The following is a 13273-nucleotide window of genomic DNA, read 5'->3' as shown; positions in this document are numbered from 1 at the left end:
TTGTCTTTTACTTTACTAATATCAATAGTTTAATTTCGACAAAGTGGAATCAGATTATAAGTCGGCTCGCTGTATGCGCTTGCTCCAATCGAGGATGGAGATGCCCAACTTAACGTATTGCCACTTGTCGCCTTTCAGGAAAAAGTCCAGCTTGTAGTCGTATTCTCTGTCCAGGAACTCCTGTGCCGAATAATTCAATGCTTCGAATGCTCCACGGCCCTGTGCCAGAAAATCGGCTAGATTGATGCGGACCACTTCTTCGCCTGTCTTCTTGTTCCAGATGCTCAGTATCGCATTCTTGTTGTTCTCGGTTACTGGATGCAACACGAGGCGGGAGAACATCAGGGCGGCGTGAGCGGTACGCTCCTGTACGGTACCCTCCGGAGTGGTGAACTCGGTGGTCCAGGTCTTGTATGGGGTGTATGTCAACTCCTCGTCTGGGAGGAGAGAATTGTCGTAATTGATGTAGCCATTGGCATCAGTTATCTGATAACTGAAGTCATCGGCGTGGATGTCGGCTGGGGCGTCCAGCTGATGCAGACTGATGGTGAGCTGCTTGGTGTCTCTGATGAGACTGATGGTATGGTGGGTAATCTGAAGATCCTTCACCTCTACGGTTTCGTTGCTCAATCCCTGCCAGAGGGTATCGAGCGGAAGAGCCTGGTTTTCTACCTTTCCGGCATTTCTGTCGAGTCGGGCACGGAGTTTTTCGATGTTTTCTCCTGCTGCTGGAGCTTCAATGTGGAATTTGGCACCAGCCTGTGACAGCGCCTCTTCGTATTTCTTCTGGAAGGCGAAGGTAGCGAAGCGGTATTTGCCAGGTTGCAAGTCTATGCGCATGGCATAGTTAGGGTCTTTGAGGGGCTGAGTCTTTCCCTCGTTGGCTGCATCCTGGCGAGCCACTAGGTTGCCCTGCTCATCGAAGATGAACACGCAGACGCCGCCTACATGATCGTTGAACATATCAGCGCGCTGGACGTTGTAGTCGTACTTGAACTGCAAGTCGACTCCCATATCGCAAGGAGGGAGGTCGTCGTGCATCAAGTCGTGGCAACTGCTGAGCATGCTGCCGAGAGCGACGATGGTTCCGAAAGCGGCGGTACGGCTGATAGCTGCCATGCTGTCGAATCCCCATTCCATGCGTATATTCTTGATCCAACTATGTAACTTATTGTTTGCCATGATGCTTTTTGGTTATTATCAATATAATGTTTCAGAATATCAGGTTGTGTTTCTAGCTTCCACTACGGTGAAGCTGAAAACACAACTCGTATGTTTTAACGAAGGCGGGAGCTTAAGCTCCGCCTTTCGTTGTTATACTCGATTACAACTTAACATCCTGTGTACGCTTAGCCCATTTGAGGATCTTCACGCTGACGGAGATGTACTTGTCGTCTTCATCATCTGGAGTGTTAGGCTTAACCTCTGGAACGCTAGGGTAACCAGGACCGCTAACGCTACTTACAGTCAACTCATACCAGTTGTTACGGAGCATACCATAACGACCCAAGAATGGCAGATTATCAGAGCCGTAGCCGCCTGATGACCATGGAGTCAATTCATCACCGAAGTGCTTGATACGGGCAACGTAGTAAGACTCACCACCTGCGTATGTGCTAATACCGACCTTATCAGTCTCTTTGAGACCCAACTGGGTATTAATGGCGGTGATGTTTTCAGGTGTAATTGTCGCTATTTCTGTTTCGCTGGTTTTAACGGTGATATTATCTGCTTTTATATAATGAGTACCTGCTGCTGTGATATTATTTTTTTCAGCATCCAATTTGACAGAGATATTGTCGGTTTTTACGCCAGGGAAAACACTAGCAACTGCTGTTTTGATTTCTGTCTCAAGATTGTCTTTACTCCAAATAGCAGTGTTCTTACCAATCTTGTAGAATGTTTTTTCTCCTTTAGGTAAACTTGCTGGCTTATATGTAGCTTTGAAAACAATGCGAGTAGTCTGCCCCTGCATCATATTGTCAAGATTGAATGTATTCTCAAGACAGTACAATGGTTTAGCTGGGTCTTCTGTTACGTCTTTATTTGCAACATAGTTGAACTCTGCTTCACGAGCAGTCTTGCCAGCCTCATCAGTGTTGCGTAAATCATTCTTGTCGTAGTTAGGGTCTTTACCCCAATATACACGTTTAGCTGTTGCTTTACTATTATCTACGAAACGCTGAGTAGATGGAGCGGTTGTTGCTGTTGCATCGTTCTTCCAAATTTCAGGGTAGTCTGTGGTCAATCCATCAACATTATGGATAGGGTAGGCCTTCTGGTTGGTAACATCCAAAACCCAGTTAGAGATAGTAACCTTATCATCCTGATATGTGCTACTATTAACCGTCTTTTCTGTTGTTGTACCAGTACCTAAGGTAACCTTAGCAAGACCACGCTCTACATAGATATCTGTTGCTGCATTCTTAGCAGCCTCTTCCTCTGTAGGGTAAATCTTAGTACTCTCAATAGGAACTAAAGTTGTAACATTATTATCCTTGAACAGAGGAGCATTTGCCATATAGAAGCCATTCTCGGGTTTTGCAAATTTATCCGTAGCTGTTGCGTTCCAAACAGAGAACTTTTCACCCACTGAAGGCATATCAACCTTGGCATTAGTACCAGTACCGTTGTTCAAGAGCACCAATGCGAAGTTTTTATCGTTTTTATTTACGCTTTCCAACTTGGCTGTAATTTTAGCATGAGTGGTTACACCTGTCTCATTTGGATCTTTCCATGGTGCCATTGAACCCAACTCTGCACTCTCAACGAAAGTATAATCACCTTCTTTCTCTGTTGACCCCTTCTTAAAGATGAGTAAGGTTGCATCATTTACCTTGTACTCATCGGTATTACCATCCTCGAATGTAGGGCCGCCATCTGCACGTGTTCCGCTTGTTGTAGGCAAGTTGATAGAGAAAGATGCATAGCTTGCACCTGATTCATTCTCACCAGAGCCATTACCCCCATTTACTAACTCGTTGTTGCTAGAGCAACTAGCAGTCATAGCAGCCAAAACTGCCAATCCAAAGAAATGTTTAATTCTCATAATCTATGTGATTTTATTGTTAGTTATATCTTTTATTGTTCCGCCTTCATTTCCCCGTAAATCTTTCTGATGCGTTCAGCTTCCTTCGAGTTTCCTGCCTTGGCAAGATGCTTTTCGGCAGTTACGAGGTCGCCCTTCTGCAAATCTGTGCAGGCGGCATTGAGATTGGCTGTCTCATCATCAGGGAAGAGACGGACGGCAATATCAAATACCTCGTTGAACTCTGGAGAACCAGGCTCATAGGTCTGTGCCACCAGATACATCTCCTGTAATGACAACTGCTGAGGCTTGGTCTTCAGGATTACCTTTGCCTCCTCAATGTCGAAAGGACGAACGGTATAGGTTACCGTATAGTCGCTGTGGCGCAAACGAGGATAAATCTCACTCATGATGTAGCGATAGCTAGCCGGATAAAGCTTCTTGATTTTCTGGTCCTTTGCATCGGGTGCCAATGATGAGTTGGCAACGGCAAGGATGGCAGACTTATCGGCTAAGTTGCTTGCTTCCACCTTCTTCTTGAATCCCTCCCAGTCTTCCGGGGTGGCGTGATAGGTGAAGAGCTTTTTATCGATAGTGTAGAGATTGCATACATAATTGCGCAGGGCTGCCGCACGGTTGTTGGCGAGTCGCACGTTGTTGGCGTAAGGACCGTCTGGCGACGCATAGCCATGAATATCGATATTGGTGATGCTCACATCCTTGTCGTTCTTTACGAGGTCGATGGTGGATGTAATCTTTCTCAGCTCAGTTGCATTCTCACGGAAGTCGGCGAGGATATCGCTCTTGTTGAGCTTGAAGCTCAGGTAAGCTTCACCCTTTTCGGCTCTCACTTTGATGGCTTCAGCCTTTGGCTTCACGTAATGGTCGCGACCAATCTTGGGTATTGGGTTGATGACCGCCATCTGGGTGGTATCCTGATCCATCAGGTTGCCGCATCCGCAGAGGTCTTCCGTCATGGAGAGGTTGAAAGCCTTCATCCACTTTTGGTAGGGAAGGGTCTGTGAGAAGAGCACCTGTTGCTCGGTATCATTCCTGCGTCTCACTACCACTGCCTGGCTGTTTTTCAGTCTGCTGCTTTTGCGCAGGTATCTGATGTTCTGGTTTTTGCCATTGATGATAATGGGATTCAGGGCGATGGTATCTTCTCCGGCAATAAGCGGAGTGAAAACCAGCTGTTGCTCTGATTTGAGCTGCAGACTATCGAGATGGAGGCGGAAAGCAACCTTGAGACTGTCGCTCTTCTTCTGTGTCAAGACGCTGTCTATCAGAATCTTGCCTCCAGCCAACCGTAGCTGCGAATCATCTATCTTCTGGGCTTGGACAGTCAATGCGCTCTGTGCAAACAGAATGCAAAGGGGCGAAATGACCGCATAAAGCTTCATTTTCTTCATATTCTTCATCTTGTAAAAGAGGGTTTGATTTTGGTTTTCGCTATCTCGGTGATATTGTTCCTAGAATGCGTATATCAGGGAGAGGGCGGCTTTAGTTGGACCTACATAGTTGCGGTGGTCCTTGTCAAGACATTTGTCACATCTTCCGTAGAGCTTGTATGGGCTGTAGATGTATCCTAATCCGATGGATCCTTCGAGATTGAGATGCTCCGACAGCAGCCATTGGTATCCGTAGGTGAGACCACCGCCGACATACCAGCCTTCGTAATGTCTTCCTTTCTCAGTCTTTGGCAAGATGCCGAAAGGCAGGTCCACATTTTTGATGTTGTATTCACCTCCAAGGGCATGGATGCCGAAGAAGTGGCCTCCAAATTTCTGGCAGGTGTACCAGCGGTATTCTGGCATTACGTTCCAGTAGCGCAATTTCTTGTCGCCAGAGAACTTCCAGGGATTCAGGGCACCGAAAAGCTGAAAAGTGCTCTTCCTGCCCGTGCCTATTTCTAGACCAGCATTGAGCGAGGTGGTTGCCAAACCAAGCAGGTTGGTCTTCAGTGCTACCTCTTGCGCTCGGGTTACTACTGTTGAGAGAATCAGCAGCAGCAACATCGGTGTTCGTTTGAACAAACTCTGCTTCATCATCATATTTTTACTCTGTTGTTTTCTTTCTTAAGGATACTGTTAGTTGTCCTATTTTGTTATTGTCATTTACTTATAATCACAGGCTTACCCTTGTGACAAGATGAATGTCACCGGGTTTCCTTTTCGGTTGCAAATGTAGGAAGATTTTCTCAAAGGAGCTACAAAAAAGTGATGGAAATCAAGGAAAATGAAATGCAAACGTTTGCATTACTGTGCAAAGTGTGTGGGAGCACAAAATTCGTGAATATGGTATAAGTGGCTGATATATAGAAAATAAAAGCGAAGGTGTAAATTGCACACCCTCGCTTATTTCAGAACCTCCATTGCCTTCTTCAGACCTCTATCCACAGCGGATGGATTGTTCTGGTAGAGCTTCTCCTTTTCCTCTTGGGTCATCTCGTCGAGCTGATAATCGGGGGTGATTCCCACACTTTCCAGCAGGTTGCCCTGTGCATCCTTGGTAAGCGAGAACGGCATATAGAAGTAGAGGTAGCTCGTTACATTTCCTATCCATCCTCCATTGCTGGCTTCGTTGTCGGAAGTGAGCATCGCCTGCGCTCCGTAACTGTTTCTGCCTATCGTCTTCACGTGATCGCCCTGACTTTTCAGGATGAGGGTTGTCACCTCCGACATGCTGGCACTGTAGTTGTCGAGCAGGATGGCGGTAGGGATGTTTCTGCCCAGACTCTTCGACGTTACCGTAATCTTCTGCGGAATCCAAGGGGTATAGCTGTATGGATTGTTGTCCTCTTTCTTGCGCACGTAGGCATAGACGGCAGATTGGGTGATGAGATAGTCGGTAAGCAGACGGGTATCTATCACGCTGCCGCCTCCATTGCCACGGAAGTCGAGAATCAGTTTCTGGATCTCGCCCTTAGCCAGCGGCTCCAGGAACAGGCGGCGGTAACCTTCTACGCAGAGATGATTGTAGGTAAACTTCAGGTCGCTCCAGTAAGCGTAGAGTTCCCGCTCGTGCCAGAGGTAATCGGCAAGAGCCTGGCAATACCAGCTGGCAAAACCGGAGGCTGAAAGCATCTGCTGGTAACGGGCATCGCCCTGCAGCTTCTGGCGGATCTGCTCGCCCATGCCGCTTGCATCAGCAGTAACAGGCAACAGCTTGAGGAGATTCGGCGACTTCTCGTAAGCCTCGCTGGCGAGAGCATAGAGACCGGAATAATCTCCCTGGTTGCTGTAAGCTGTCATCTTCTCGCAGGCTTTGGCTGCATCATCCGAAGCCAGATAGCTATCCATATCGGCAAGCAACTGCGCTGCCTGCTGCTCAGCCTTCTCTCGCTTTCCGGCATCAGTAATCAGTGCTTTCGCCTTGGCTGATATCGTGGAAGCATCCAGATGATAGGTGCTGGCGGCATTGCCAGGGAGATAGGTCTTCTGATATTCGTGGAAACAGTTTTCGTAGAGGGCAAACTTGTTGAAGCCGAGGTAATAGGTGCCCGGCTGCTCCTTCAGGTAACCGCCCATGATGCAGAAACCATCCGAGGTAATCTCGCCGAAGGCTGTACCATCCAGGTTGAGCTGGTCGCGGGTATGGTTCCAGTGAGCATTCAGTGGGAAATACTCGGTCTTGTTGCGGAGCGTGCTGTTGAACCTCACCGTTTCCGTAGAAGAGTGGGAGACGGGTAGGGTAATCTTGACATAGAAATGCTGGTCGATGATCTTGTCGATGATTTCCTGGAAATACTGCTTCGCCTTGGCGTTGTCTTCCTGAATTTCCTGCTGGGTGAAAGCTGGGGTATGCTGGAAGGTCTTCAGGGCATCAAACTTGGGTTTGTATTCCTTGTACACCTGGTCCCAGGTCTGTGAAGATACGGCAGACTGCTCATTGAGGGTGCAGTAGCGCTGGTTCATCACGCTCCAGAAAACCTGGAACAGGTCGCCATACGACTTGACATCGGTATCGGAATAATCGGAAATCGATTTCTCGTTGGCATCATTGTCTGCCACACAACTGGTAAGCGACATCCCGGTAGTGGTTGTCGCCAGGAGGAAGGCGAAGAGGCATCGCATTCCACCTTTTATATATATAGGGGTTCTCATAAATTATATGTTTTAAAAGCTTTTGCCCTTTCAGGGCGTATTGCTGTCTGCTATTATACCCAGGGTGTTGCCCTGGGCTAGGGGCTTCTGCCCTTTACCTTTCCCTTCGGCCGGTGACCGTTGGTTCAGGGCGTATGGGGCTAGAACAGTTTGTAGGCAATGCCTGCGGTGATGACGCTGGAGTTGCGGCGGGCAGTCTTGCTGGTACGGGCTTTCTCCTCGTAGATATGCGAGAAACCGTATTGAAAGTTATACCCGATGGAACCGTCTATCTTTCCGAAGGAATACCCCACTTTGATGCCGGCTTCTCCTCCAAAGAGGCTGCGGCGCAGATGGTTCTCGTTCTTCTTGAAATCGTAGGTGGTGTTATACTTGATGTAGGTTCCGTCGCCCTTGTATCCTTGCATGATGTTCATCGGATAGATGCCCTTGGTGTGCATGGAGGTGAAGTACTCGTAATATACGCCCACCTGTGGCTTGATCCACAATCCCTTTTCGTGGTAGGGATTATGAATCAGATAATATCCCACGTTGAGTGGGATGCTGATGAAATTGTTGTTGTATCGGGTGTTCCAGGAGTCACCGCCCAGATTCTGGTACAGGTAGTCGCGCTGTACGAATCGGATGCCGGTTCCCACAGCCAGGTTGTCAACTGCCAGATATTCCGCCCCGATACCAGCCGCCACTCCCGGTCTCACCTTATAGGTAGTGGTGGACAGGCCCGATACATCCGTATCGAGCACGCTGCAACTGACGCCTGCTTCTGCCTCCACCTTCCATTGGTAGGAGGTTTGCTGAGCCTGAATGCCCTGGCTGCAGAAGCCAAGGGCTATGGCAAAATATACCTTTCTCATAAATAGCAAGGATTAAAATGAAAAAGCTTTAATATAATAGCACCAATCCCGCAAATGCCGCATAGAGTATCATGCGGATGGGATTGATCTTCATCACCTTCACGCCGATAAAGGTGGCAAAGAAGAGGGCGATGGAGATATAGAAATGCCAGGGATTGGCTGGCGTAGAGAAGTTCTCGCCATTCATCAGGAGCAGGGCTGCGGCTCCCACCAAGCCGACGATGGCAGGACGGAGACCGATGAAGATGCTCTGAACGGCTGAGGTTTTCATATACTTGTACAGCATTCTGCTGATAAGAATCATCAAAATCAAAGAGGGGAGAACCAGGGCAAAGGTTGCCACGGCACTTCCGAGTATGGCCATCATGCCGCCCATGCCTGCATTGTGCACAGCAGTATAGCCGCAATAGGTAGCAGCGTTGATGCCGATAGGTCCTGGTGTCATCTGCGAGATGGCAACGACATCAGTGAACTCTTTCATCGTCATCCAATGATACTGCGTTACCACCTGTCCCTGAATCAGGGATATCATGGAATAGCCACCTCCGAATCCGAAAATGCCTATCTGAAGAAATACGATGAAAAGCTGAAGGAATATCATATATATAATAATGTGTAAAGTTGATAGGGCATTCCTATATATTAGGCGTAGCCCCTATAAACTATTAACTATAAACTTTTAACTAGTCTTACTCCGTTGGTTGAATGAATTGTCCATAGATGTAGCCTCCCACGCCAGCGGCAATAATCACCCAGATGGGGTTGACACCTACCAGCCATATCAGGAGGGCGGAGAGAATAGGAATCCAGCAGTTGACGAGCGAAATCCTGGCACTCTTGGCTAGAGAGAATGTTGGTACGGCAATCAATGCCACGACGGCAGGACGGATGCCTGCAAACATGGCAGCCACCACCTTGTTGTCTTCAAACTGATGGAAAAACATGGCTATCGCCAGGATAATAAGGAATGATGGCAACGAAGCGCCGAGGGTGCAGACGATGGCTCCCGGTATCTTTGCCAACTTATATCCGAGCAGGGAACTCATGTTGATGGCCAAGGCTCCCGGACAAACCTGGGTGGTAGCGATGGCATCCAAGAATTCCTCCTTCGTCATCCAATGATGCTTGTCAACGACTTCGGATTCTATAATAGGAATCATGGCATAGCCACCACCAAAGGTGACTATGCCAATCTTCATGAATGTCTTAAATAATGAACTGTACTTCATTATAGTTTATAATTTATAGTTTATAGTTTACAGCAATCTTGCTTTCAATTATAAACTATTAACTTTTAACTATTACTTTACTCTTTCTTCAATCCACTGACGTGCATTGACAAATGCCTCAATCCAAGGAGTTACCTCGTCGTTGCGGCGATCAGCTGGATACCAGGCGTTCTGCCATGGGAAGATGGCACGCTCCAAGTGTGGCATCATAGCCAAGTGGCGACCATCTGCAGAGCAGATACCTGCTACGTTATAGTCACTGCCGTTAGGATTACCTGGATACTCAGCGTAGTTGTACTTCGCAATGATGTTGTAGTGATCCTCTGGCTCTGGCAAGTAGAAACGGCCCTCGCCGTGAGCTACCCAGATACCGAGCTTATCACCGCTCAAGCTACCGAACATCACACTGTCGTTCTGAGGAATTGTCAAACCGAGGAATGTACTCTCGAACTTCTTGGATGTGTTGTGGCAGAGGTGTGAACGATGCTTGTGCTCAGGATTGATGAGGTTCAACTCAACCATCAGCTGGCAACCGTTGCAGATACCGAGTGAAAGGGTGTCCTCACGGGCATAGAACTTATCGAGTGCCTCCTTAGCCTTAGGATTGTAGAGGAATGCACCAGCCCAACCCTTGGCAGAACCGAGAACGTCGGAGTTAGAGAAACCACCGCAGAATACGATGAAGTTTACATCCTCCAAAGTCTCACGACCAGAAATCAAGTCGGTCATCATCACATCCTTTACATCGAAGCCTGCGAGATACATAGAGTATGCCATCTCACGCTCACCATTGGTACCCTTCTCACGGATGATAGCTGCCTTGATGCCAGATGGCTTGCGACGGTTAGCGTCGAGACTGTAGCTAGCGAGAGTTCCCTTGAAGCCGTAACCGAAGTTCATCTCGATAGGCTGCTTCTTATAGTTGGTGTAACGCTTCTTGGCCATACCGTTCATGCTCTGCTTGCGGTCGAGGAGGTAAGATGTCTTATACCAGTCGTCACGCAATGCATCGATATCGAACTCGTGCTCGAAGCCTTCCTTCTTGATGATAATCTTGCGGAGTTCAGGAGCTGGATAACCAATCTTGGCATAACCGATACCGTTCTCATCGAAGAATGCCTTCAACTCATCCTTGTGAGCATCGCTTACCTGGATGACAACACCTGGATTCTCGGCGAAGAGAGTCTTGATGATGTCGGCATCTGCGATGTCGTGGAGGTTGATCTTCATACCACCCTCTACGTTGGCGAATGTCATTTCGAGGAGAGTTGTAATCAAACCACCGGCACTGATATCGTGACCAGCCATTACCCAACCGCGGTTGATGAGCTCCTGTACGGCGTTGAAGCAGTCAACGAAGTACTCTGGGTTCTTGACGGTAGGAACATCGCTGCCCACCTTGCCCAGGCTCTGTGCGAAGGCTGAACCACCGAGGCGCTGCTCGTCGAAGCTGAAGTCGATATGATAGAGGCTAGAGTTCTTGTCGTTGACGAGAACTGGGCTAACCACCTTCTTGATATCTGAAACCTCACCGCCGGCACTGACGATAACAGTACCAGGAGCGATGATCTTCTCGCCGTTAGGATACTGCTGGGTCAATGAGAGGGAGTCCTTACCTGTTGGTACGTTTACGTGGATGGCGCAGCAGAAGTCTGACAATGCCTTCACACCCTCATACAGACGGGCATCCTCACCCTTCTGACTGCGGCAAGGCCACATCCAGTTAGCAGAGAGGCTGATGCTGTCCATGCCATCTGCCAATGGAGCCCATACGATATTGGTCAATGACTCTGCTACAGAGAGTACAGAACCTGCCTTAGGATCGGCAAGGCCTGCCTGAGGTGCATGACCCATTGCAGTTACGATACCCTTCTCGCCACGGTAGTCGAGTGCTACGACACCACAGTCAGAAAGTGGCAACTGAATCTGACCCTGTCCCTGCTGACGGGCAATCTTACCTGTTACCGAACGGTCCACCTTGTTGGTCAACCAGTCCTTACAAGCCACAGCCTCCATCTGGAGAACACGCTGCAAGTACTCGTCGAGGTTATCTGCAGAATAAGTTACATCTTCATATTTACGCTCTACGGTCTCATCTACCATTACAGTCTTAGGAGTATGACCGAACATCTGAGCTACATCGAGGTCGAATGGCTTCACACCATCAGCCTGCTTGAAGCTGAAGTGAGCATCGCCAGTAGTCTCACCAACCACGTACATTGGAGCACGCTCACGGTCGGCAATCTTCTGAACCTCGCTGATATACTTCTCGTCGATGAGCAAGCCCATACGCTCCTGGCTCTCGTTGGCGATGATTTCCTTGGCGCTCAAAGTCTTGTCGCCGATAGGCAACTTAGATATGTCGATTTCGCCACCGCACTCTTCTACCAACTCAGAGAGACAGTTCAAGTGACCGGCTGAACCGTGGTCGTGGATGCTGACTACTGGGTTCTCATCGTTCTCAACGAGTGCACGAACCAGGTTGTAGGCACGCTTCTGCATCTCAGGGTTGGCACGCTGAATAGCATTCAACTCGATACCGTTGCTGTAACGGCCTGTATCTACAGAAGAAACAGAACCACCACCAAGACCGATGCGATAGTTGTCACCACCTACTACGACAACCTTGTTGCCCTTCTGGGGCTCACCCTTCTTATAGTCACGCTTCTTGCCGTAGCCTACACCACCAGCAAGCATGATTACCTTATCGTATGCATATTTCTCGCCGTTCTCCTCGTGCTCGAAAGTAAGCACAGAACCGGTGATGAGAGGCTGACCAAACTTGTTACCGAAGTCTGATGCACCGTTGGAAGCCTTGATCAGAATCTGCTCTGGAGTCTGATAGAGCCACTTACGCACTGGCATGATGTCTTCCCAGTCGCGCTCAGCATCGCTCTTGCCGTTGTCATCCTTCAAGCGAGGATAAGCAGTCATGTAGCAGGCTGTACCTGCGATAGGCCATGAACCTACACCACCACCCATACGGTCGCGGATCTCACCACCTGTACCGGTAGCAGCACCATTGAAAGGCTCTACGGTAGTAGGGAAGTTGTGGGTCTCAGCCTTCAGCGAGATGACACTCTCGATATCCTTCACCTGGAAGAAATCGCTGGTAGTCTGGTCGGCAGGAGCAAACTGCTCGATAACAGGACCCTGAGAGAAAGCCACGTTATCCTTATAGGCAGAGAGAATCTTGTTAGGGTTCTCGTTGGTGGTCTTCTTGATCATGCTGAAAAGAGAAGACTCCATCTCCTTGCCGTCGATGATAAACTGGCCGCCGAAGATCTTGTGGCGGCAGTGCTCTGAGTTAATCTGTGCGAAACCGAAGATTTCGCTGTCGGTGAGAGGACGTCCGTTTTCCTTCTCCAGCTTGTGGAGATAAGCCATTTCGTCCTCGCTGAGGGCAAGACCCTCTTCCTCGTTGTACTTTTCGAGGTCATCGACGTACTTGATAGGTTCTGGCTCGTGGTTCACGGTGAATACATCCTGTCCGATACCGTTGTACATACGCTGGAGCATAGGGTCGTGCTCAGCGTCTTCGCTATCTACAGGGAAGTACTCCTCGATACGCGAAATGCCGTTAAGACTCATGTTCTGAGTTATCTCAACGGCATTCGTACTCCAAGGAGTAATCATTTCACGGCGTGGGCCAACATAGAAGCCCTGCAACTGCTGGGCGTCCTCTAAAGTTGCGTCACCATAAAGCCAACAAAGTTCATTGATTTCGTCCTGAGATGGTTTGTGGTCAATCTCGGTCGCAATCACACTCTTAGATGGAGTTCTGAAAAAAAGAATCATACTATTTCTCTTTTTATATTGTTAATGTATTAATTCTACCTTGACAAAAGCCTACATATTATATATGCTTTTGCTTTCCGACTGCAAAGGTAATACAAAATTCTGATTTCTCCGCAAAGAATACGCATTTATTTTCTTTTTTTAGTTAAAAAGGTGATAAATAGTGATTTAGTGGTTAAAATTTTATAAATGGATTAGACAAATAAGGTTTATTGGAGTCTTATCAGTAACTTTGCACCCAGAAAGAGACGCCTAAAG

At 48.3% G+C, this 13273-nt stretch carries 9 protein-coding genes; all 9 read right to left on the bottom strand.

All coding sequences use genetic code 11. The annotated features are described in order from the left end of the window. Positions 1-54: 54 nt before the first annotated feature. Positions 55-1182, bottom strand: a complete 1128-nt coding sequence (locus DW657_RS05300; protein ID WP_118311683.1) for a FimB/Mfa2 family fimbrial subunit — start codon at positions 1180-1182, stop codon at positions 55-57. 142 nt (positions 1183-1324) lie between these two features. Beyond that, positions 1325-3049 (bottom strand): Mfa1 family fimbria major subunit, encoded by a 1725-nt coding sequence (locus DW657_RS05295; RefSeq protein WP_118311682.1) that lies wholly within the window; start codon positions 3047-3049, stop codon positions 1325-1327. 32 nt (positions 3050-3081) lie between these two features. Further along, complete coding sequence (locus tag DW657_RS05290) at positions 3082-4440, bottom strand: DUF3868 domain-containing protein (protein ID WP_158577318.1); 1359 nt, start codon at positions 4438-4440, stop codon at positions 3082-3084. A gap of 60 nt (positions 4441-4500) precedes the next feature. Then, positions 4501-5082 (bottom strand): DUF3575 domain-containing protein, encoded by a 582-nt coding sequence (locus tag DW657_RS05285; RefSeq protein ID WP_369973465.1) that lies wholly within the window; start codon positions 5080-5082, stop codon positions 4501-4503. 303 nt (positions 5083-5385) lie between these two features. After that, positions 5386-7134, bottom strand: coding sequence for a S41 family peptidase (locus DW657_RS05280; protein ID WP_118311680.1), 1749 nt, complete (start codon positions 7132-7134; stop codon positions 5386-5388). Between the two features lie 140 nt (positions 7135-7274). Next, positions 7275-7988, bottom strand: a complete 714-nt coding sequence (locus DW657_RS05275) for an outer membrane beta-barrel protein (protein ID WP_118311679.1) — start codon at positions 7986-7988, stop codon at positions 7275-7277. 28 nt (positions 7989-8016) lie between these two features. Then, positions 8017-8589 carry a chromate transporter gene (locus DW657_RS05270; RefSeq protein WP_118311678.1) on the bottom strand — a complete coding sequence of 191 codons (573 nt, stop codon included), beginning with the start codon at positions 8587-8589 and terminating at the stop codon, positions 8017-8019. 88 nt (positions 8590-8677) lie between these two features. After that, a complete protein-coding gene (locus DW657_RS05265) occupies positions 8678-9217 on the bottom strand; it encodes a chromate transporter (protein WP_118311677.1) in 540 nt (179 codons plus the stop codon). A gap of 72 nt (positions 9218-9289) precedes the next feature. Beyond that, positions 9290-13015: a phosphoribosylformylglycinamidine synthase gene (gene purL, locus DW657_RS05260; protein ID WP_118311676.1), complete on the bottom strand. Its 3726-nt coding sequence runs from the start codon at positions 13013-13015 to the stop codon at positions 9290-9292. Positions 13016-13273 lie beyond the last annotated feature (258 nt).

It is taken from the genome of Prevotella sp. AM23-5 (assembly GCF_003473645.1).
Taxonomy (GTDB): Bacteria; Bacteroidota; Bacteroidia; order Bacteroidales; family Bacteroidaceae; genus Prevotella; species Prevotella copri_A.
This window is presented reverse-complemented; position numbering and strand designations above follow the sequence as displayed.

Bases quoted from the DNA above. Each gene is read 5' to 3' on its own strand.
- DW657_RS05285 (WP_369973465.1), bottom strand. From the start codon at position 5,082: ATGATGATGAAGCAGAGTTTGTTCAAACGAACACCGATGTTGCTGCTG.
- DW657_RS05295 (WP_118311682.1), bottom strand. From the start codon at position 3,049: ATGAGAATTAAACATTTCTTTGGATTGGCAGTTTTGGCTGCTATGACT.
- DW657_RS05300 (WP_118311683.1), bottom strand. From the start codon at position 1,182: ATGGCAAACAATAAGTTACATAGTTGGATCAAGAATATACGCATGGAA.
- DW657_RS05275 (WP_118311679.1), bottom strand. From the start codon at position 7,988: ATGAGAAAGGTATATTTTGCCATAGCCCTTGGCTTCTGCAGCCAGGGC.
- DW657_RS05280 (WP_118311680.1), bottom strand. From the start codon at position 7,134: ATGAGAACCCCTATATATATAAAAGGTGGAATGCGATGCCTCTTCGCC.
- DW657_RS05270 (WP_118311678.1), bottom strand. From the start codon at position 8,589: ATGATATTCCTTCAGCTTTTCATCGTATTTCTTCAGATAGGCATTTTC.
- DW657_RS05265 (WP_118311677.1), bottom strand. From the start codon at position 9,217: ATGAAGTACAGTTCATTATTTAAGACATTCATGAAGATTGGCATAGTC.
- purL (WP_118311676.1), bottom strand. From the start codon at position 13,015: ATGATTCTTTTTTTCAGAACTCCATCTAAGAGTGTGATTGCGACCGAG.
- DW657_RS05290 (WP_158577318.1), bottom strand. From the start codon at position 4,440: ATGAAGAAAATGAAGCTTTATGCGGTCATTTCGCCCCTTTGCATTCTG.